A 20,008-nucleotide genomic window follows, 5' to 3' on the forward strand; every position below is an offset into this window, starting at 1 on the left:
GCACGAGCTCGTGGCCGATTTAGAGCGCCTAGCCGTGGATGAGTTGCGACTCGATGTGTACCCGCCACACCGAGCGCGCAGCGATCAGGCGCTGGCCTTGATCGCGGTTTGAGGGTTGGGGTGAAAAAATACGTGCTCGATGATCGGGCCGATGGCCACTTCGCCGATTTCTTCATAGCCCTGACGCTTGTAGAAGTCCAAGTAATGCGCGTTGCCGGTATCGAGTACCACGCCTTGTGAGCTGGCATCTTCGGCACACCAGTTGTGCAACGCCTCCAGCAGCTGTTCGCCCAGATGCTTGCCCTGGTACTCCGGGTGCACGCCCAGCAGCGGTAACACGTGGTAAGGCCCAGGCGGCAGGCAGGCGATCACCGCATCGTGATACTCCAGATAGCGTTTGGTGCATCGAAAACCGGTGGTCAGCAGCATGCGCATGCGCCAGCCCCAGCTTTCGGTGATGTCCATACGCCGTTGCGGCGGTGCGATCAATGCCATGCCCACCAGACGGTCATCAATCAGCAGGCCGATACCCGGCAGGTCTTCAGAAAAGTGCTGCTGCACCAGCTCACGCACTGTGGCGCGCACGCGCTGGTCGTAACCTGGCCGCTCGGCTTCAAACAGGTAGGCAAAGGTCGGGTCATGACGATAGGCGTGATACAGCAGAGAGCGCGCTTCACGGGCATAACCGCCATCAAGCATACGAACTTCAGCGGGGCTGTTGGGCATAGGGCTGACCTCTGTTTTTATTGGTTTATCGAGCCTTGCGCCACGTTAGCACCGCCGCCCGGTAGCCGCCACAGGCTGGTCGGCGCGCGGTCTAATCGGCTAGCATCACGGGCTATCCAACGCCTCAGTCAGGACTGCCGCCCATGAAGATCGTTTCCTTCAATATCAATGGCCTGCGTGCACGCCCACACCAATTGGCAGCGCTGATCGATAAGCACCAACCCGATGTCATCGGCCTGCAAGAAACCAAAGTCTCAGACGAGCAGTTCCCCGAAGCGGAAATCCGTAAGCTCGGTTACCACGTGTATTACCACGGCCAGAAAGGCCATTACGGCGTCGCCCTGCTCTCGCGCCAGGAGCCGCTAAGCCTGCACAAAGGCTTCCCCGGTGATGCCGAGGACGCCCAACGGCGCTTTATTTACGGCACCTTCGCCGATGCCCAGGGCAACCCAGTCACGGTGATGAATGGCTACTTCCCCCAGGGTGAAAGCCGCGACCATCCGACCAAGTTCCCGGCCAAGCAGCGCTTTTACGCCGACTTGCAGCAATTGCTGCTAAGCCAGTTCAGCCCCGAACAAGCGCTGGTGGTGATGGGTGATATCAACATCTCAACCGAGGACATTGATATTGGCATCGGTGAACCGAACCGCCTGCGCTGGCTAAAAACCGGTAAGTGCAGCTTCCTGCCGGAAGAGCGTGAGTGGCTAGCCACTCTGAAAAGCTGGGGCCTGGTCGACAGCTTTCGCCAGCTCTATCCGCAGGTGAATGACCGTTTCAGTTGGTTTGATTACCGCAGCCGTGGCTTCGAGGATGAACCGAAACGCGGGCTGCGTATTGACGTGATCCTCACGTCACAAGCGCTGCAGGCCCGTATCAAAGAGGCGGGGGTCGATTACGATTTGCGCGGCATGGAAAAACCCTCGGATCATGCGCCTATTTGGCTTCAGCTTGGCCAGTAAGCCCGGAATAGAAACCTCATCCGTATAAGTGACTGTCATATTGCAGTCACTTTTTTGTCTTATCGTCGCGGCACTTTCACTCACCCATACAAGGTGTTTGCCGCATGCTGCGCGCCCGCTCTGCTTCTGATCGTGAAACCTGGACCCGTGCCTTTAGCTTCCTGCTGCTGGGTTCTATTTGCTATGCCTTGCCCTGGTCTGTGTTCGCTGCGCTGCCCATCCCTTATGACGACAGCAGCGTGTTGCGTATTCAGGGCTCCAATACCATCGGTGCGCGGCTAGGTCCGGCCTTGGTCAAGGGCTTGTTGGAAGAACAAGGCCTGAGTGCGATTCGTATTGAAGCCGGCGCAGCCGAAAACGAGCAGAGGATCATTGGTAAGAGCGCCGATGGTCGTACGGTGAGCATTGAGGTAGCCGCCCACGGTTCGGGCACCGGCTTTACTGCACTGGCCGATGGCAGCGCCGAATTGGCCGCTTCGTCACGACCGATCAAAGACAGCGAAGCCGCCAGCCTGCAAGCGCTGGGTGATCTTAAAAGCGCCAGCGCCGAGCAGATTATCGCCCTCGATGGTCTGGCTATCATCCTGCACCCAGGCAACCCCCTCTCCGCGTTAAGCACCGTGCAACTGGCGCAAATATTTGCGGGCGAAATTACCGACTGGGCACAGCTTGGTGCACCAGCCGGCGCCATCACCTTGTACGCACGTGATGACAAATCCGGCACCTACGACACCTTTAAGGAGCTGGTGCTCAGTGCCAACGGCAAAGCTCTGGCCCCTGGCGCCAAGCGTTTTGAGTCCAGCGAAAAACTTTCCGACTTGGTCAGTCAGGACCCTAACGGCATCGGCTTTATCGGTCTGCCCTATATTCGCCAGGCCAAAGCCGTGGCAATTGCCGCCGGCGAGTCGCAGCCCATGCTGCCAAGCCTGACCCTGATCGCCACCGAAGACTATCCGCTGTCACGCCGACTGTTTTTGTACAACCAACCGGACTTGAATAATCCGTGGGCCCGCGCCCTGGTGAAGTTCGCCCACAGCCCGCGTGGCCAGGCGATTGTCGACCAGAACGGTTTTATCGCGCAGACCGTGCAGGCGGTAACAATCGCGCAGAATCCGGACATGCCGCCGCGTTACCAAGCTCTCGCCAAGGCTGCACAACGCCTGTCGGTGAATTTTCGCTTCCAGGAAGGCAGTGCCAACCTTGATAACAAAGCCTTGCGCGACATCAAACGACTGATGAGTTACCTGAATGCCCAGGATAAGTTGCGCAATAAGGTGGTGCTGGTCGGCTTTGGCGACGCCAAGACCGATCCAGCCCGTGCCGAACTGCTGTCCAAGCTACGCGCCATGGCCGTGCGCCGTGAGCTAAGCAAGCAAGGCGTGATCTTCCGCGAGATCATCGGCCTTGGCGACGAACTGCCGGTGGCCACCAACAGCGCCGATGACGGGCGGATCAAGAACCGCCGAGTGGAAGTCTGGGTGTACTGATGACGTAGCGCCAGAATGCACAAGGCCCGCTATCGCGGGCCTTGTGCTGTAGTAAGCCGGCGCTTTAGCGGCTGGCGTTCATCACTTCTTTCGAGACGTACTTACCGATCTCGAACTTGCCGATGGCCGCGCGGTGTACTTCGTCCGGGCCGTCGGCCAAGCGCAAGGTGCGCTGCATGGCGTACCAGTAGGCCAGCGGGAAGTCGTTAGAGACCCCAGCACCACCGTGAATCTGGATAGCCCGGTCGATCACCTTGAGTGCCACGTTCGGTGCGACCACCTTGATCTGGGCGATTTCACTGGCAGCGACTTTGTTGCCGACGGTGTCCATCATATAGGCCGCGTTGAGGGTCAACAGGCGCGCCATGTTGATCTCCATACGCGAGTCGGCGATCAGGTCGATATTGCCACCCAGACGCGCCAGCGGCTTGCCGAAGGCAGTGCGGTTGATCGAGCGTTCGCACATCAGTTTCAACGCGCGCTCAGCCATGCCAATGGAGCGCATGCAGTGATGAATTCGGCCTGGGCCAAGGCGGCCCTGAGCGATCTCGAAGCCACGGCCCTCACCCAGTAACACGCTGTCGTAAGGCACTCGCACGTTCTCGAACAGCACTTCGGCATGGCCATGCGGTGCGTCGTCGTAACCGAATACGGGCAACGGACGCAGTACTTTCACCCCAGGCGTGTCCATTGGCACCAGAATCATCGAATGCTGGGCATGGCGTGGTGCATCGGGGTTGGTCAGGCCCATAAAGATCATGATCTTGCAGCGTGGATCGCACGCGCCGGAAGTCCACCACTTACGGCCGTTGATCACCCACTCATCACCCTCGCGCACGGCGCTGGCTTCCATATTGGTGGCATCGGAGGACGCAACGCCCGGCTCAGTCATGGCAAAAGCCGAACGAATGGTGCCGTCCAGCAACGGCTTGAGCCATTTCTCTTTCTGCGCCTCATTGGCATAACGCACCAGCACTTCCATATTGCCGGTGTCGGGCGCTGCGCAATTGAACGGCTCTGGGCCGATCAGCGAGCTGCCCATGATTTCGGCCAGCGGCGCGTACTCGCTGTTGGTCAAACCAGCACCCAGCTCGGAATCTGGCAGAAACAGGTTCCACAGACCTTCGGCTTTAGCCTTGGCTTTCAGCTCTTCCATGACCGCAGTCGGCTGCCAACGGTCGCCTTGGTTGACCTGCTGTTCAAACACAGCTTCCGCTGGGTAGACATGGGTTTCCATAAACGCAGTGACGCGTTCACGCAGTTGCTGAACCTTGGGGGAGTAGGCGAAATCCATGGATGGCTACCTTCTGACGCTGATTTTTAGGGAATTCGGTGAGGTGCAAATGATGCTAGAGCAGGGATTAAGATTTATCTAATCTATTCTCACCGTGTATAAACATTCATCACCGATATATGATTCACTAATACCGACAACCTGCGGAGCGAGCGTGTAATGAATCTCAACAAGGTCGATCTCAACCTGTTTGTCGTCTTCGATGCCATCTACACTGAAGCTAATCTGACCCGCGCAGGGCAGATCGTCGGCATTACCCAGCCCGCAGTGTCTAACGCCCTCGCGCGCCTGCGCGAAACCTTTAATGACCCGCTGTTCGTGCGTACCGCTCAAGGCATGGTGCCCACACCGATGGCGCAGAACATCATCAGCCCGGTACGCAATGCCCTGCAGCAGCTGCGCATCTCGGTGCAGGAAAGCCGCATCTTCAACCCTGCCCAAGCCAACAAAACCTTTCGCATCAGCATGACTGACCTCACCGAGGCCATCGTTTTGCCGCCACTGTTTCAACGTCTGCGCCGCATGGCGCCGAACGTGAATATTGAAAGCATGTTGGCGCGCCGCCGTGAAACCACCAAGGAACTGGCCGCCGGTCGATTGGATTTTGCCGTGGATGCACCGCTCAACACCGATCCGCAGGTGCGCCACGTTAAGCTGATGGAAGATCGCTACGTCTGCGCCATGCGCCGTGGTCACCCCATGGCCAAGGACAAACTTAGCCTGGACGAATACATGGGCCTGACCCATATCCATATTTCCAGCCGTCGTAGCGGCTTAGGTCATGTCGACCTGGCACTGGGTCGCATGGGTATTCAGCGCAAGATCGCCCTGCGCTCGCAGCATTACTTGATGGCCACCACCGTGCTGCAAGGCACCGACATGGCCATGACCGTGCCTGAGCGCTTTGCCCGGCGTAACGACCTGCATTATGTGGAGCTGCCGATTAAGGACATGACACCGCTGGAAACCCATCTGTACTGGCACGAAAGCACCGACCAAGACCCGGCCAACCGTTGGATGCGCGAGCAGATCATCGAAATATCTCAGCAAGCCACGGCTCAGGAAAAGAAAGCCTAACGGCGAATGCGCCACGCTATTTGTGAGCAAGTAAATCGCCTGCTAGAGGCCAGCACTATGCTTCAATGACCTGGACGGCCCTGCCTTTGAAACCGCTGGCGATGAGCTCAGGTGCCGCACGAGGAACACAGCATGAATTCAATCCGGATTATCTCCATCGCCCTGATCGTGGCAGGCCTATTAGGGCTGCTGTATGGCGGCTTCAGTTACACCAAGGACACCACCGCAGTGAAGCTCGGCCCGATCGAACTCTCGGTGCAGGAGAAGGAAAGAGTCAACGTGCCAGTTTGGGCGGGTATCGGCGCCATACTCGCCGGCGGTTTGCTGTTCGGCTTTGCCGGCAGAAAGCCTTAGGCCTTCCGTTTACCCCAAGCGCTTAGCTCGGGACCGATCAGGGACGATTGTTTGCCACTTAAACTGCTATTTATCTGCGCCAAGAACCGCCTGCGCAGCCCGACCGCCGAACAGTTGTTCGCTGACTGGCCTGGCGTGGAAACCGCATCGTCCGGCGTCAATCACGACGCTGACACGCCGGTCTGCCCAGAGCTATTGGCCTGGGCGGACCTGATTCTGGTGATGCAACGGATTCATCGCAGCAAACTCACCCGCAAGTTCAAAGCTCAGTTGGGTAGCAAGCGCATCGTCTGCCTGGATATCGCCGACGATTACGCGTTTATGGATCCGGCGCTGATTGACCTGCTAAACACACGGGTACTGCGCTATTTGCCTATACAACAGCCCGCCAGCTAACCGCTTATCCCTGGTCAGCCAGCTTTCGCTTGTATTCTCGGCTCAACACTTCATGGCGTGTTGAGCTAAAAGCGCTAAGCAACTGTTTTTAAAGTGATCATGCCCCGCTAGAAATCCCCCTCACTCGGTGCTTAATTAAGTGAGTTGACTAAATGGGCTCGCAGCTTTACGTTAACGTAAAGGTAAGCAAGAGCGTTGCGCATGTCTGTCATCACCTACTCCATTTCTGAACTGGCCCGCGAGTTGGATATCACCACTCGCGCCATCCGCTTCTATGAAGAACAACAGATGCTCAGCCCTGAGCGGCGTGGCCTTGAGCGTATTTACACCGCCAAGGACAAGGTCACCCTCAAGCTGATCCTGCGCGGCAAGCGCATCGGTTTCTCCCTAGCCGAATGCAAAGAGCTGATTGAGCTGTACGACCCCGTGCACGGCAATCACAAGCAGCTACACACCTTTATGAGCAAGATCGCCGAGCGTCGTGCGCAATTGCAGCAGCAGCTTCTGGACATCGAACAGATGCAGCTTGAGCTCGATACCGCCGAGGAGCGCTGCCTCGCAGCCTTATCCGAAACCGATAAAAAACAAGTGTTTACCTCTTAAACCTAAGAACAATTAATACAGGTGGAACCATGAGCTATCCGTCCCTCAACTTCGGCCTCGGCGAGACCATCGACATGCTGCGTGACGCGGTGCGTCAGTTCGCCCAAGGCGAACTGGCTCCACGTGCCGCGCAGATCGACCGCGACAACGAGTTCCCCATGGACATGTGGCGCAAGTTCGGCGACATGGGCCTGCTCGGCATGACCGTCGCCGAAGAATACGGCGGCACCAACATGGGCTACCTGGCCCACGTGGTGGCCATGGAAGAGATCAGCCGCGCCTCGGCCTCGGTCGGTCTGTCCTACGGTGCTCACTCCAACCTGTGTCTGAACCAGATCCACAAGAACGGCACACCTGAGCAAAAAGCCAAGTACCTGCCCAAGCTCTGCTCCGGCGAGCACATTGGTGCCCTGGCGATGAGTGAGCCTAATGCTGGCTCCGACGTGGTGTCGATGAAACTGCGCGCTGACCGCAAAGGCGATCACTACGTGCTTAACGGCAACAAGATGTGGATCACCAACGGTCCGGATGCCCACACCTACGTGATCTACGCCAAGACTGACGTCGCCGCCGGTTCCAAAGGCATGACCGCCTTTATCGTCGAACGCGACGCCAAAGGTTTCTCCCGCCACCAGAAGCTTGACAAGCTGGGCATGCGCGGCTCCAACACCTGCGAACTGGTGTTTCAGGATTGTGAGGTGCCGGCGGAAAATATCCTCGGAGCCGAAGGCCGTGGCGTGGCCGTGCTGATGAGCGGCCTGGATTTTGAGCGCACCGTGCTCTCCGGCGGCCCGACCGGGATCATGCAGGCCTGTATGGATGTGGTCGTGCCCTACGTGCACGAGCGCCGCCAGTTCGGCCAGTCGATCGGCGAGTTCCAGCTGATCCAAGGCAAGCTGGCCGACATGTACGCCGGGATGAACGCGTCCAAGTCCTACCTGTACAACGTGGCCAAGGCCTGCGATCGCGGCGAAGAATCGCGCAAAGACGCCGCTGCGGTGATCCTCTACACCGCCGAAATGGCCACCAAAATGGCCCTAGATACCATCCAGATCCTCGGTGGTAACGGCTATACCAACGAATACCCGGCGGGCCGCCTGCTGCGTGACGCCAAGCTGTATGAGATTGGCGCTGGCACCAGCGAAATTCGCCGCATGCTGATCGGTCGCGAGCTGTTCAACGAAACCAAATAGCACTAACTCGTAGGGTGGAAAACCGCGAAGCGTTTTCCACCAGAGCCGGTGGATGGACAAAGCGCCATCCACCCTACGGACTGAACCGGAGCCAACTCAATGGCCATCCTGCACACCCAGATTAATACCCGTTCGCCGGAGTTCGCTGCCAACACCGCCGCGATGCTCACCCAGGTGAACGACTTGCGCGCCCTGCTCGCCCGCGTTCACGAAGGCGGCGGGGCCAAGGCCCAGGAACGCCACACCTCACGCGGCAAGTTGCTGCCCCGCGAGCGTATCAACCGCCTGCTCGATGCCGGCTCGCCCTTCCTCGAAATCGGCCAGTTAGCCGCCTACGAGGTGTATGGCGAAGACGTACCAGCAGCCGGCGTGGTGGCGGGCATTGGCCGGGTTGAAGGCGTCGAATGCATGATCGTGGCCAACGACGCCACGGTAAAAGGCGGCAGCTACTACCCGCTGACGGTGAAAAAGCACCTGCGTGCGCAAACCATCGCTCAGCAGAATCGCCTGCCGTGCATCTACCTGGTCGACTCCGGCGGCGCCAACCTGCCGCGCCAAGATGAAGTATTCCCGGATCGCGAACACTTCGGTCGCATCTTCTTCAATCAGGCCAACATGAGCGCCATGGGCATTCCGCAAATCGCCGTGGTCATGGGCTCTTGCACCGCGGGCGGCGCTTACGTGCCGGCCATGGCTGATGAAGCGATCATGGTGCGCAACCAGGCCACCATCTTCCTCGCCGGCCCGCCGCTGGTAAAAGCGGCGACTGGCGAAGTGGTCAGCGCCGAAGACCTCGGCGGCGCCGATGTGCACTGTAAAACCTCAGGCGTGGCCGACCATTACGCCGACAACGATGAACACGCCCTGGCATTGGCGCGGCGCAGCATCAGCAATTTGAACTGGTGCAAGCTCGGCGTACTCAACAAGCGCGCGCCGATCAACCCGCTGTACAACGGTGACGAGCTGTACGGAGTGATCCCGGCCGACGCCAAGCAGCCGTTCGATGTGCGTGAAGTAATCGCCCGCACCGTTGACGGTAGCGTGTTCGATGAATTCAAAGCGCTGTTTGGCGCAACCCTGGTCTGCGGTTTTGCACATATCCACGGCTATCCGGTGGCGATCCTCGCCAATAACGGGATTTTGTTCGCTGAATCGGCACAAAAAGGCGCGCACTTCATCGAGCTGGCCTGCCAGCGCGGCATTCCACTGCTGTTTCTACAGAACATCACCGGCTTTATGGTCGGGCAGAAGTACGAAGCCGGCGGCATCGCCAAGCACGGCGCCAAGCTGGTCAACGCCGTGGCCTGCGCCAAGGTGCCGAAGTTCACCGTGATCATCGGTGGCAGCTTCGGCGCCGGTAACTACGGCATGTGCGGCCGCGCCTTTGAGCCACGCTTTCTGTGGATGTGGCCGAATGCGCGCATCGGCGTGATGGGCGCCGAACAGGCTGCCGGCGTGCTGGTGCAGGTTAAGCACGAGCAAGCCGCCCGCGCCGGGCATGAGTTCTCCGCAGAGGATGAGGCCAAGCTCAAGCAGCCGATCCTCGAGCAGTACGAGCGCCAGGGCCACCCCTACTACTCCAGCGCCCGACTGTGGGACGACGGCGTGATCGACCCGGCGCAAACTCGCGATGTACTGGGCCTGGCGCTGTCCGCCAGCCTCAACGCGCCAATCGAGCCGACCACCTTTGGTGTGTTCCGCATGTGACCTGCCTATGTGGGAGGGACTTTAGTCGCGACAAGTTGAAAAGAATCGCGGCTAAAGCCCCTCCCACAAGAATTGGATAATCTTTTGAGTCAGAACTCCATGACCGATTTCACCACCATCCAGCTCGAAACAGACCCACGCGGCTTCGCCACGCTATGGCTCAATCGCGCCGACAAGAACAACGCCTTTAACGCCGAGATGATTCGCGAACTGATCCTCGCCCTCGATGCGGTGATGGCCAACAAGTCCCTGCGCTTTCTGCTGCTGCGTGGCCGCGGCAAGCACTTCTCCGCTGGCGCTGATTTAGCCTGGATGCAACACGCCGCTACACTCGACTACACCGCCAATCTGGCTGACTCGCGCGAGCTGGCCGAGCTGATGCACAACCTTTACCAGTTGAAGATCCCGACCCTGGCCGTGGTCCAAGGTGCGGCCTTCGGCGGCGCGCTGGGCTTGATCAGCTGCTGCGATATGGCCATTGGCGCCAGCGATGCGCAGCTGTGCCTGTCGGAAGTGCGCATCGGTCTAGCGCCCGCTGTAATCAGCCCCTTCGTCGTGCAAGCGATTGGCGAGCGCGCGGCGCGGCGATACGCGCTAACAGCCGAGCGTTTTAGCGGTGAACGCGCGCAAGAGCTGGGCCTGTTTGCCGAAAGCTACCCGCCTACCGAACTCGACACCCAGGTAGAAAACTGGGTCGCCACCCTGCTGCTCAATAGCCCGCAGGCCATGCTGGCCAGTAAAGACCTGCTGCGTGAAGTCGGCAGTGGCGTACTGACCCCGGCCCTGCGCCGCTATACCGAAAACGCCATTGCCCGTATCCGCGTCAGTGCGGAAGGTCAGGAAGGTCTGCGCGCTTTCCTGGATAAACGCAAACCGAGCTGGCAGGAGTAATGACCATGATCATCGTCCTTGACGCAGTGGTTATTTTCGCCCTGCGCGGCCAGCTGCTCGATAAACCTAAGCCCGCCTGGCAGGAGCCATCCGCATGAGCCTCAAGCCTATCGACACATTGCTGGTAGCCAACCGTGGCGAAATCGCCTGCCGGGTGATGCACACGGCCAAAGCCATGGGCATTCGTACGGTGGCGGTACACAGCGCCATCGATGCAAACGCGCGCCATGTGCGCGAAGCCGATGTGGCAGTAAACCTCGGCGGGGCCAAGCCGGCAGACAGTTACCTGCTGGTGGATAAGCTGATCGCCGCCGCCCAGGCCAGCGGCGCCCAAGCGATTCACCCTGGCTATGGCTTTCTTTCGGAAAACGCCGGCTTTGCCCGCGCCATTGAAGCCGCTGGGCTGATCTTTCTCGGCCCGCCTGCCTCAGCCATCGATGCCATGGGCAGCAAATCCGCCGCCAAAGCCTTGATGGACGCCGCCGGCGTACCGCTGGTGCCGGGTTATCACGGCGAAGCGCAGGATGCGCAAACCTTCTGCGACGCGTCTGCGCGTATCGGCTATCCCGTACTGCTCAAAGCCACGGCAGGTGGCGGCGGCAAGGGCATGAAGGTGGTTGAACGCGAAAGCGAACTGGCCGAAGCGCTGGCCTCGGCCCAGCGCGAAGCGCAGTCGTCGTTTGGCGACTCGCGCATGCTGGTAGAGAAATACGTGCTCAAGCCACGCCATGTGGAAATCCAGGTATTCGCCGACAGCCACGGTAACTGCCTGTACCTGAATGAGCGCGACTGTTCGATCCAACGCCGTCACCAAAAAGTGGTCGAAGAAGCACCCGCACCGGGGCTTACGCCTGAGCTGCGCCGCGCCATGGGCGAAGCCGCGGTAAAAGCCGCGCAAGCCATCGGCTATGTCGGCGCTGGCACCGTGGAGTTCCTGCTGGATGAGCGCGGCGACTTCTTCTTTATGGAGATGAACACCCGCCTGCAAGTCGAGCACCCGGTCACCGAACTGATCACCGGCCTTGACCTCGTCGCTTGGCAGATCCGCGTAGCCCGTGGCGAAGCACTGCCGATCAGCCAAGAGCAAGTACCACTGATAGGCCACGCCATCGAAGTGCGCCTGTACGCCGAAGACCCGGACAACGACTTTCTCCCGGCTACCGGCACCCTGGCGCTGTACCGCGAAGCAGCAGCGGGCCCAGGCCGGCGCGTCGACAGCGGCGTCAGTGAAGGCGATGAAGTCTCGCCGTTCTACGACCCTATGCTCGGCAAGCTGATCGCCTGGGGCGAAAACCGCGAAGAGGCACGCCTGCGCCTGCTGGCCATGCTCAAGGAAACCTGCGTGGGCGGCGTGCGCACCAACCTGACATTCCTCACCCGCGTACTGGCCCACCCGGCCTTTGCCGCAGCGGAACTGGACACCGGCTTTATCCCGCGCCATGAAGCACAACTGCTGCCACCAGTGAGCGAACTGCCTGCCGAGTTCTGGCAGTTAGCCGCCGATGCCTTCGTGCAGAGCGAGGCGCCGCAGCAGCGCCATGACGACTACCACTCTCCGTGGGCCAGTAACAACGGCTTGCGCCTGGGTTTACCGGCAGAAACCGACCTGCATCTAAGCTGCCAAGGCGAACGGCAGGTGGTGCGCCTGCGTCACGCGGCCGCCGCAACGGTGCAGTTGCACGGCGAAACGCTGTCGGTGACCTGTGATGGTTTGCGCCAGCAGCATCAGGCGATCCGTCGTGGGAATACGTTGTATCTGCACTACGCCGGCGAACTGCGCAGCATTCAGCGTTTCGATCCCATCGCCGAAGTCGAAGCCAGCCACAGCCAGCACGGCGGCCTTACCGCCCCCATGAACGGCAGCATCGTGCGGGTACTGGTCGAAACCGGTCAGCAGGTCGAAGCCGGCACCGCACTGGTGGTGCTGGAAGCAATGAAGATGGAGCACAGCATCCGCGCCGCCCATGCCGGAACGATCAAGGCGCTGTATTGCAACGAAGGCGAGATGGTCAGCGAAGGCGCGGTGCTGGTCGAACTCGACGAAGCAAACACATCGGATGACGCTGTTTAAAGGATGATCCGTGGGAGGGGCTTTAGCCGCGAGCGGTATATCGCATGTCGCGGCTAAAGCCCCTCCCACAGCCCAGTGACACCAGATCAAACCATTGCAACGTAGGATGGGTTGAGCGCAACGATACCCATCAATAGGCACAACGAGGCAGCCATGAACCTACCCAAACAAGTGCGCCTGGTCGAAGTCGGCCCGCGCGACGGTTTGCAGAACGAGAAACAACCGATCAGCGTCGCCGACAAAGTGCGCTTGGTCGATGACCTGTCCGCCGCTGGGCTGGGTTATATCGAAGTCGGTAGCTTCGTCTCGCCCAAGTGGGTGCCGCAGATGGCCGGCAGCGCCGAAGTGTTTGCGCAGATCCAACAGCAACCCGGCATTACCTACGCAGCCCTCGCCCCCAATCTGCGAGGCTTTGAGGCCGCGCTTGAGGCCGGGGTAAAAGAAGTCGCCGTATTTGCTGCTGCTTCTGAGGCCTTCTCGCAAAAGAACATCAACTGCTCAATCGCCGAAAGCCTTGAACGTTTTGTGCCGCTAATGGACGCGGCCAAGCAGCACGGTGTGCGCGTGCGTGGCTATGTCTCTTGCGTACTGAGTTGCCCCTATGACGGCAGCGTGCCGCCCGAGCAGGTCGCCAGCGTAGCTCGCGAGCTGTACAAGATGGGTTGCTACGAAGTCTCGCTGGGCGACACCATCGGTGCCGGCACCGCAGGTGCAACCCGTCACCTATTTAACGTGGTTGGCCGTGAAGTACCACGCAACTTGCTGGCCGGGCATTTCCACGACACCTACGGCCAGGCCCTGACCAATATTTACGCCAGCCTGCAGGAAGGCATCAACGTATTCGACAGTTCGGTCGCCGGTTTGGGCGGTTGCCCTTACGCCAAAGGCGCAACTGGTAACGTCGCCACTGAAGATGTGTTGTATCTGCTCAATGGCTTGGGCATCGCCACTGGCATTGATATGGACAAGCTGATCGACGCTGGCCAGCGTATTTGCACGGTGCTGGACAAAGCCAACGGCTCGCGAGTGGCACGGGCCAAACTGGCCAGCCAATAACAAGCCCACAGCGGCATGGGCGGTGTCAGGCTTTCTTTACATACTGTAAAGCCCCGCCTTCAAGCACGCTGCCGATTGCCCGAGAGCGGTGCGCGCCGGCTACAGCAGCGCGGCAGGTGTGCCAGCAAAGCCACCGCCGAGGCCCATTCACGCATCCGGCGACCCGCTAGGCTTGCAGCAATAAGCCGGCTTATCGCGCCGGCATAACAAGAACTGAGGAAGCATGATGCAACAGCCCCTATGGACGCCTTCTGCCGAACGTATTGCAGCGACGCGGATGGATGCCTTCCGGCGTTTCGTCAATCAGCGCCACAATCTGCAACTGGCCGATTACCCAGCCCTGCACGCCTGGAGTGTGGATCAGCGCGAGGTGTTCTGGCAGGCCATCGTCGAGTTCTTCGAGGTTCGCTTCAGCGGCAAAGCCGAAGCTGTATTGCGTGAAGACCCAGCCATGCCCAGCGCCAATTGGTTTCCCGGCGCCACGCTGAACTTTGCCGAACACCTGTTGCGCCGTCGTGACAACCACCCTGCCTTGGTCGCTATTGGCGAAGACGGCTCACGCGAACAACTGAGCTACGCCGAACTGGCCGCCCATGTCGCCGGCCTGCAAAAAGGCCTGCAACAAGCCGGCGTTGGCATAGGTGACCGCGTTGCCGCATTTATGCCCAACACCTGGCAAACCCTGGTCGGCATGCTGGCCGCCAGCAGCCTCGGCGCCACCTGGTCGAGCTGTTCGCCGGATTTTGGCACCCAGGGGGTGATCGACCGTTTTGGTCAGATCGAGCCCAAGGTACTGATCGCCGCTGCCGGTTACCGCTATGCCGGCAAGAACCTGGACCTGACGGCCAAGCTCAATGAAATTATCGAGCGGCTGCCCACGCTTGAACAACTACTCGTAGTGCCCTATTCCAATGCCCAAGCCAAAGCCGCCGATTTCCATTCAACGGCCAAAGTCGCGCTGTGGCAGGACTTCTACCAGGCGGGCGGCGAGCCCCAATTCACGCCCGTAGCGTTCGATCACCCGCTGTACATCCTCTATTCCAGCGGCACCACCGGCGTGCCCAAATGCATCGTTCACGGCACCGGCGGCACCTTGCTGCAGCACGTCAAGGAACTCGGCCTGCACACCGATCTGACGGCTGACGACACGTTGTTCTACTACACCACCTGCGGCTGGATGATGTGGAACTGGCTGGTTTCAGGCCTGGCCTTGGGCGCGACCCTGGTGCTGTTCGACGGCTCGCCCTTTCATCCAGACGCCGAGCGCTTGATTGATCTGATCGACGCGGAGGACATCAGCATCTTCGGCACCAGTGCCAAGTTTATTGCGGCGCTGGAAAAAGCCGGCGCCAAGCCCGGCAGTACGCATAAGCTGCAGCGCCTGAAAGCCATCCTCTCGACCGGTTCACCGCTGTCCCACGAGAGCTTCGAGTACGTCTACCGCGATATAAAAGCGGATGTTTGTCTGTCGTCGATCTCCGGTGGTACCGACATAGTGTCTTGTTTTGCTTTGGGCAACCCGGTGCTACCGGTGTGGCGCGGCGAGCTGCAATGCAAGGGCCTGGGCATGGATGTGCAGGTGTGGAACGAAACCGGCCAAGCGGTTAGCGGCGAGAAAGGCGAGCTGGTCTGCGCGCAGCATTTTCCGTGCATGCCGGTGGGCTTCTGGAAGGATGCAGACGGCAGCAAGTTCCAGGCGGCCTATTTCGATACCTTCCCCGGTATCTGGGCCCACGGTGACTATGCCGAGGTTACTCAGCACGGCGGGCTGGTGATTCACGGCCGCTCTGACGCGGTGCTCAACCCCGGTGGTGTGCGTATCGGTACAGCGGAAATTTATCGCCAGGTGGAAAAGGTCGAAGCCGTGCTGGAGTCCATCGCCATTGGCCAGGAATGGGACGACGATGTGCGCGTGGTGCTGTTTGTACGCCTGCGTGATGGTGTGCAGCTTACGGACGAATTGCAGGCGCAGATTCGCCAGGTCATTCGCAGCAACACCACACCCCGCCATGTGCCGGCCAAGATCATCGCCGTGACCGATATACCGCGCACCATCAGCGGCAAGATCGTCGAACTGGCGGTGCGTAACGTGGTGCACGGCAAACCGGTGAAAAACACCGACGCCCTGGCCAACCCGCAGGCGCTGGAGTTGTATCGCGACCTGGTGCAACTGCAAAACTGATAAAACTCAGATGCCTTTGCGCCCTGGGTCTTCAGGCGGCAGTGGCTCCTCTTCGATATCCTCCAGCGTCAGCTCCAGCCCCCACTCGCCCGCTGAAGCGGCTGGGGTTGTCGGCCGTGTCTCGGCAGCCGCTGGAGCGGGTGCCGAGGCTGCAGCGGCCTGCACCGGCGCAGCTGGATTGTCGCGATACAGTTTGAGCTTCAATCGCACGTTGTTTGCCGAGTCGGCATTTTTCACCGCTTCGTCTTCGTCAATCGAGCCATCGTTGACCAAGTCGATCAGCGCTTGATCGAAGGTTTGCATGCCGAGGTTCTTCGATTTCTCCATGATCTCCTTGATCTCGGAAAACTCGTTGCGTTTGATCAGGTCGCGAATGGTCGGCGTGCCCAGCAGTACTTCAACCGCCGCGCGGCGTTTACCGTCGATGGTTTTCACCAGGCGCTGCGAGACGAACGCTTTGAGGTTGTTACCCAGGTCGTTAAGCAGTTGCGGGCGTCGGTCTTCCGGGAAGAAGTTGATGATGCGGTCCAGCGCCTGGTTGGCGTTGTTGGCGTGTAGCGTAGAAATTGCCAGGTGGCCGGTGTCGGCAAAGGCCAGGGCATGTTCCATGGTCTCGCGGTCGCGAATTTCCCCAATAAGAATCACGTCCGGGGCCTGGCGCAGGGTGTTCTTCAGTGCAGCGTGAAAACTGCGGGTGTCCACCCCCACCTCACGCTGGTTGATGATCGACTTTTTGTGCTTGTGTACATACTCCACCGGGTCTTCGATGGTGATGATATGACCACCGCTGTTGCGGTTACGGTAATCAATCAACGCGGCCAGCGAGGTCGATTTACCCGAGCCCGTGCCGCCAACGAACAGCACCAGGCCGCGCTTTTCCATCACCGTCTTGAGCAGCACCTGCGGGAGTTTAAGGTCTTCAAACTTGGGGATGTCCAACTTGATATTGCGCGCCACAATCGACACTTCGTTGCGCTGCTTGAAGATATTGATACGAAAGCGCCCGACGCCAGCAATGGAAATAGCCAGGTTCATCTCCAACTCGCGCTCGAACTCTTCACGCTGCGCCACATCCATCACCGCGTCTGCAATATCCGCCACCTCGCCGGCTTTCAGCGGTTCAGCACTCAACGCCTTGAGCACGCCATTGAACTTGGCGCACGGCGGTGCTCCAGTCGAAAGGTAAAGATCAGACCCGTCCTGACTGGACAGGATTTTCAGCATGGCGTTGAGATCCATAAGGCGCTATCCCACAAGTTGGATGTATTACGTTAGGCCAAAATCGACCAGCCTTCCCGGGAAAATATCCAAGCCTTGAAGGCCGGCGCTAAGCGTTTGAAAATACTGGCACAATAGCCCTTCACCATACCGAGGACTGCGTCATGGCAAAGGCAATGGCCCGCCACATTCTGGTTAAAACCGAAGCAGAGGCCGCTGCGCTAAAAAAACGCATTGCCGCCGGTGAGGCGTTTGATGTGCTGGCGCGCAAATACTCGACCTGCCCGTCTGGTAAAAAAGGCGGCGACCTCGGCGAGGTGCGTCCGGGGCAGATGGTGCGCGCCATCGACCAAGTCATCTTCAAAAAACCGGTGCGCGAAGTTCATGGGCCGGTGAAAAGCCAATTTGGCTATCATCTCGTGCAGGTTTTCTACCGCGAGTAACAAGCATGATGACTGCTGAACAGGTCGCCACGTTCTGCCTGAACCTGCCGGGCGCGCGTGAAGACATCAAATGGGGTGGCGTGCGGGTGTTCTCGGTCGCCGAAACCAAGATGTTTGCGCTATTTCACCTAAGCGGCCGCGACGGCCTGGCATTCAAAGTCGATGCCGATCTGTTTCTTGGCTTCTGCGACCGGCCAGGCATCCGCCCTGCGCCTTATCTGGCCCGCGCACACTGGGTCAGCATGGCTGCGCCCTACCCGCTAAGTGATAACGAACTGCAAGCGCTGCTGACACGCTCCCATCAGTTGGTGGTCAGCAAGCTACCCAAACGCCTGAAGCTGGCCCTGTTACTCGACCCTCCAGCAGCAGATTCGTAACAACCTCGTCATGCCGATGTAACCCGCTCAACGCAGACTGCGCTGGCGCTGGTCTAGCCCACCCACCTTTCGATCATTCTCGTAGTTAACGGTGACTGGAAGACTGGCCATTCCCCTACCTGGAGGCCACCCCATGTATCGCTGCCTGCTGCCACTGCTGTGTTTCAGTACGCTTGCCCTATCCGCCCCGTCCTTTGCCCAGGCAAATCCGGATGAGCAGTTCAAACTGCTGGCACATAACGTGTTTCTGCTGCCCAGCACGATAAAACCGGGTTGGGGCCAGCAACAGCGCGCAGCGTTGATCGCTGAGGCGGCGTATATCCAAGGCCAGGATGCGGTGATTCTCAACGAGCTGTTCGATAATCCGGCGTCGAACATCCTGCTCAATGGATTAAAAAGCCAATACCCATTCCAGACGCCTGTGCTCGGCCGTAGCCGCACGGGCTGGGATGCCACTCTGGGCGCCTATTCGGATACCACGCCAGAAGACGGAGGCGTAGCCATCGTCAGCCGCTGGCCAATCGAGCAACGCGTGCAATATGTCTATAGCCAGGGTTGTGGGGCGGACTACCTGTCGAACAAGGGCTTTGTCTACATCAAACTCAATCGCAATGGACAGGCCGTGCATATCATCGGCACCCATGCGCAGGCGGCGGATACCGGCTGCCCGGATGGCAAAGGCACGGCGGTACGGGCCAGCCAGTTCGATGAACTGCAGAACTTCATCAACGCGCGCGGCATTGCCCTCGATCAGCTGGTGTTTGTTGGCGGCGACTTCAACGTAATCAAGGACAGCAGCGAGTACTACGACATGCTCGCCCGTTTGCAGGTCAACGCACCGGACAGCTATGCCGGCAGCGACACCACCTTTGATACCCAGCGCAACGGTATCGCCAACTACCAATACCCCAACCATGCTCCGGAATATCTGGATTACATCTTCGTTTCGCGCAACCACCGGCAACTGCCGTTCTGGCACAACCAGGTCCTGGATACCCCGGCGCCGCGCTGGACGGTCAACCTGGCGGGCGCGACCTGGCAATTCCAGGACTATTCCGATCACTCGCCGGTAGCCGGCTTTAGCCGCGCCGACAGCACGACGCCAACCCGCGCGAGCAAACCGCAGCAAAACCTCTACGGCGAAGTGGTCTTGCAAAGCACCAGCACCGGCAAAACCCTGCGCGCCGGCAGCAGCAAAGCCAACGACTGGGTGAAGATCAACGGCAGCGGGCTGGAACCGGAAAGCCTGTTCAGTCTGCGTAACTGGTACCACCCGGAAAGTTTCTGCATCCGCGATGGCGACTACATTGAAGTCGAATCTCGTCGCCATCCCGGCTATTGGCTCAACTGGTGGCTGGGCGGTGGCGGCGGTAACTACGCCTACTACATGAAGGCAGGCGACTCATCCAACCAGCTACGTATCGAACTGCCCAACAACAGCGGCTGCCTCAAGGATGGTGACAACATCCGCCTGCGCGACCGTGACACCGTGCGCGGCAGTGACTACTACCTGCAGAACTGGGCTTCCGGCAGCTGGAAAGAGCATCTGTACCTGTGGAGCAGCTCACCTGCCAGCGCCGAACAGTTCCGCGTGCACCTTAAGCGCCCTGCGCACTACCCGGACTGGAGTAGCAAGCTGCACTATTAATAGGCAGAAGGCGGTTGGAATAAACCGCCTTGAAACTGCACCCGCAGCCTTCAGTGATCAGCTGGGTTAACGCTGCTCAGCGTCCCCATCGCGATACAAGGCTGCCGTGTGTTCTCATCTGAGCGGTTGAAAAGCTCGGCGGTGAGCAAAGGCATTGCAACCGCCTAGGCTTTCGTCTTTTTGAACGCTCCACGCGCCGGCTGACGTTGAGAGATGCGGCTGTGGCCGGTATTGCACTAGTGTTGGTGCCGTTGCTGAGTCGCCTGGCAACACCCAAATAATGTGCCGAGAGGCGGAGTGGGCTTCCCAGCGCCCCAATTCCGACC

Annotated in this window: 18 protein-coding genes; 15 read left to right on the top strand and 3 right to left on the bottom strand. The window is 59.5% G+C overall.

Annotation, left to right across the window (positions count from 1 at the left end; genetic code table 11):
• Nucleotides 1-84: 84 nt before the first annotated feature.
• A complete protein-coding gene (locus D8779_RS11850) occupies nucleotides 85-726 on the bottom strand; it encodes a GNAT family N-acetyltransferase (protein WP_136664687.1) in 642 nt (213 codons plus the stop codon).
• A gap of 143 nt (nucleotides 727-869) precedes the next feature.
• Here D8779_RS11850 and xthA point away from each other — a divergent pair, with 143 nt between their 5' ends.
• Nucleotides 870-1,685 (top strand): exodeoxyribonuclease III, encoded by an 816-nt coding sequence (gene xthA / locus D8779_RS11855; RefSeq protein WP_136664688.1) that lies wholly within the window; start codon nucleotides 870-872, stop codon nucleotides 1,683-1,685.
• Nucleotides 1,686-1,789: 104 nt separating this feature from the next.
• The gene (locus D8779_RS11860; RefSeq protein WP_136664689.1) at nucleotides 1,790-3,172 is read left to right on the top strand and encodes a substrate-binding domain-containing protein; all 1,383 of its coding nucleotides are present in this window, start codon (nucleotides 1,790-1,792) and stop codon (nucleotides 3,170-3,172) included.
• Between the two features lie 64 nt (nucleotides 3,173-3,236).
• Here the strand turns inward: D8779_RS11860 and D8779_RS11865 are convergent, their stop codons facing one another.
• Nucleotides 3,237-4,466, bottom strand: coding sequence for an acyl-CoA dehydrogenase (locus tag D8779_RS11865; RefSeq protein WP_136664690.1), 1,230 nt, complete (start codon nucleotides 4,464-4,466; stop codon nucleotides 3,237-3,239).
• 159 nt (nucleotides 4,467-4,625) lie between these two features.
• On the opposite strand from D8779_RS11865, the gene D8779_RS11870 reads away from it, so the two are divergent.
• The 10 genes from D8779_RS11870 to D8779_RS11915 all read left to right on the top strand — a co-directional run bounded on the left by D8779_RS11870 (nucleotide 4,626) and on the right by D8779_RS11915 (nucleotide 15,996).
• Nucleotides 4,626-5,543: a LysR family transcriptional regulator gene (locus tag D8779_RS11870; protein ID WP_136664691.1), complete on the top strand. Its 918-nt coding sequence runs from the start codon at nucleotides 4,626-4,628 to the stop codon at nucleotides 5,541-5,543.
• 132 nt (nucleotides 5,544-5,675) lie between these two features.
• On the top strand, nucleotides 5,676-5,897 hold the full coding sequence (locus D8779_RS11875; RefSeq protein WP_136664692.1) for a hypothetical protein: 222 nt from the start codon (nucleotides 5,676-5,678) through the stop codon (nucleotides 5,895-5,897).
• Nucleotides 5,898-5,948: 51 nt separating this feature from the next.
• Nucleotides 5,949-6,293: a low molecular weight protein tyrosine phosphatase family protein gene (locus tag D8779_RS11880; RefSeq protein WP_136664693.1), complete on the top strand. Its 345-nt coding sequence runs from the start codon at nucleotides 5,949-5,951 to the stop codon at nucleotides 6,291-6,293.
• Between the two features lie 201 nt (nucleotides 6,294-6,494).
• The gene (locus D8779_RS11885; RefSeq protein WP_136664694.1) at nucleotides 6,495-6,896 is read left to right on the top strand and encodes a MerR family transcriptional regulator; all 402 of its coding nucleotides are present in this window, start codon (nucleotides 6,495-6,497) and stop codon (nucleotides 6,894-6,896) included.
• 29 nt (nucleotides 6,897-6,925) lie between these two features.
• Nucleotides 6,926-8,089: an isovaleryl-CoA dehydrogenase gene (locus D8779_RS11890; RefSeq protein WP_136664695.1), complete on the top strand. Its 1,164-nt coding sequence runs from the start codon at nucleotides 6,926-6,928 to the stop codon at nucleotides 8,087-8,089.
• A 99-nt stretch (nucleotides 8,090-8,188) separates the two neighbouring features.
• Complete coding sequence (locus D8779_RS11895) at nucleotides 8,189-9,796, top strand: carboxyl transferase domain-containing protein (RefSeq protein ID WP_136664696.1); 1,608 nt, start codon at nucleotides 8,189-8,191, stop codon at nucleotides 9,794-9,796.
• A gap of 99 nt (nucleotides 9,797-9,895) precedes the next feature.
• Complete coding sequence (locus D8779_RS11900; RefSeq protein ID WP_136665151.1) at nucleotides 9,896-10,687, top strand: gamma-carboxygeranoyl-CoA hydratase; 792 nt, start codon at nucleotides 9,896-9,898, stop codon at nucleotides 10,685-10,687.
• Nucleotides 10,688-10,781: 94 nt separating this feature from the next.
• Nucleotides 10,782-12,758, top strand: coding sequence for an acetyl/propionyl/methylcrotonyl-CoA carboxylase subunit alpha (locus D8779_RS11905; RefSeq protein ID WP_136664697.1), 1,977 nt, complete (start codon nucleotides 10,782-10,784; stop codon nucleotides 12,756-12,758).
• A gap of 153 nt (nucleotides 12,759-12,911) precedes the next feature.
• The gene (locus tag D8779_RS11910) at nucleotides 12,912-13,814 is read left to right on the top strand and encodes a hydroxymethylglutaryl-CoA lyase (RefSeq protein ID WP_136664698.1); all 903 of its coding nucleotides are present in this window, start codon (nucleotides 12,912-12,914) and stop codon (nucleotides 13,812-13,814) included.
• A 226-nt stretch (nucleotides 13,815-14,040) separates the two neighbouring features.
• Nucleotides 14,041-15,996 (top strand): acetoacetate--CoA ligase, encoded by a 1,956-nt coding sequence (locus D8779_RS11915; protein ID WP_136664699.1) that lies wholly within the window; start codon nucleotides 14,041-14,043, stop codon nucleotides 15,994-15,996.
• Nucleotides 15,997-16,002: 6 nt separating this feature from the next.
• On the opposite strand, the gene D8779_RS11920 is transcribed toward D8779_RS11915, so the two are convergent.
• A complete protein-coding gene (locus tag D8779_RS11920) occupies nucleotides 16,003-17,235 on the bottom strand; it encodes a PilT/PilU family type 4a pilus ATPase (RefSeq protein WP_205895817.1) in 1,233 nt (410 codons plus the stop codon).
• 143 nt (nucleotides 17,236-17,378) lie between these two features.
• Between D8779_RS11920 and D8779_RS11925 the strand changes: the two genes are divergently transcribed.
• The 3 genes from D8779_RS11925 (at nucleotide 17,379) to sph (ending at nucleotide 19,682) form a co-directional block, all read left to right on the top strand.
• Complete coding sequence (locus D8779_RS11925) at nucleotides 17,379-17,657, top strand: peptidylprolyl isomerase (protein WP_090253882.1); 279 nt, start codon at nucleotides 17,379-17,381, stop codon at nucleotides 17,655-17,657.
• Between the two features lie 8 nt (nucleotides 17,658-17,665).
• Complete coding sequence (locus D8779_RS11930; RefSeq protein WP_136665153.1) at nucleotides 17,666-18,034, top strand: MmcQ/YjbR family DNA-binding protein; 369 nt, start codon at nucleotides 17,666-17,668, stop codon at nucleotides 18,032-18,034.
• A 133-nt stretch (nucleotides 18,035-18,167) separates the two neighbouring features.
• Complete coding sequence (gene sph, locus D8779_RS11935) at nucleotides 18,168-19,682, top strand: sphingomyelin phosphodiesterase (protein WP_136664700.1); 1,515 nt, start codon at nucleotides 18,168-18,170, stop codon at nucleotides 19,680-19,682.
• Nucleotides 19,683-20,008: the final 326 nt, after the last annotated feature.

The organism is Pseudomonas leptonychotis (genome assembly GCF_004920405.1).
GTDB lineage: Bacteria > Pseudomonadota > Gammaproteobacteria > Pseudomonadales > Pseudomonadaceae > Aquipseudomonas > Aquipseudomonas leptonychotis.

Coding starts and splice junctions, on each gene's coding strand:
- D8779_RS11915 (WP_136664699.1), top strand. CDS start 14,041: ATGCAACAGCCCCTATGGACGCCTTCTGCCGAACGTATTGCAGCGACG.
- sph (WP_136664700.1), top strand. CDS start 18,168: ATGTATCGCTGCCTGCTGCCACTGCTGTGTTTCAGTACGCTTGCCCTA.
- D8779_RS11905 (WP_136664697.1), top strand. CDS start 10,782: ATGAGCCTCAAGCCTATCGACACATTGCTGGTAGCCAACCGTGGCGAA.
- D8779_RS11910 (WP_136664698.1), top strand. CDS start 12,912: ATGAACCTACCCAAACAAGTGCGCCTGGTCGAAGTCGGCCCGCGCGAC.
- D8779_RS11850 (WP_136664687.1), bottom strand. CDS start 726: ATGCCCAACAGCCCCGCTGAAGTTCGTATGCTTGATGGCGGTTATGCC.
- D8779_RS11870 (WP_136664691.1), top strand. CDS start 4,626: ATGAATCTCAACAAGGTCGATCTCAACCTGTTTGTCGTCTTCGATGCC.
- D8779_RS11865 (WP_136664690.1), bottom strand. CDS start 4,466: ATGGATTTCGCCTACTCCCCCAAGGTTCAGCAACTGCGTGAACGCGTC.
- D8779_RS11895 (WP_136664696.1), top strand. CDS start 8,189: ATGGCCATCCTGCACACCCAGATTAATACCCGTTCGCCGGAGTTCGCT.
- D8779_RS11890 (WP_136664695.1), top strand. CDS start 6,926: ATGAGCTATCCGTCCCTCAACTTCGGCCTCGGCGAGACCATCGACATG.
- D8779_RS11900 (WP_136665151.1), top strand. CDS start 9,896: ATGACCGATTTCACCACCATCCAGCTCGAAACAGACCCACGCGGCTTC.
- D8779_RS11930 (WP_136665153.1), top strand. CDS start 17,666: ATGACTGCTGAACAGGTCGCCACGTTCTGCCTGAACCTGCCGGGCGCG.
- D8779_RS11920 (WP_205895817.1), bottom strand. CDS start 17,235: ATGGATCTCAACGCCATGCTGAAAATCCTGTCCAGTCAGGACGGGTCT.
- xthA (WP_136664688.1), top strand. CDS start 870: ATGAAGATCGTTTCCTTCAATATCAATGGCCTGCGTGCACGCCCACAC.
- D8779_RS11885 (WP_136664694.1), top strand. CDS start 6,495: ATGTCTGTCATCACCTACTCCATTTCTGAACTGGCCCGCGAGTTGGAT.
- D8779_RS11925 (WP_090253882.1), top strand. CDS start 17,379: ATGGCAAAGGCAATGGCCCGCCACATTCTGGTTAAAACCGAAGCAGAG.
- D8779_RS11860 (WP_136664689.1), top strand. CDS start 1,790: ATGCTGCGCGCCCGCTCTGCTTCTGATCGTGAAACCTGGACCCGTGCC.
- D8779_RS11875 (WP_136664692.1), top strand. CDS start 5,676: ATGAATTCAATCCGGATTATCTCCATCGCCCTGATCGTGGCAGGCCTA.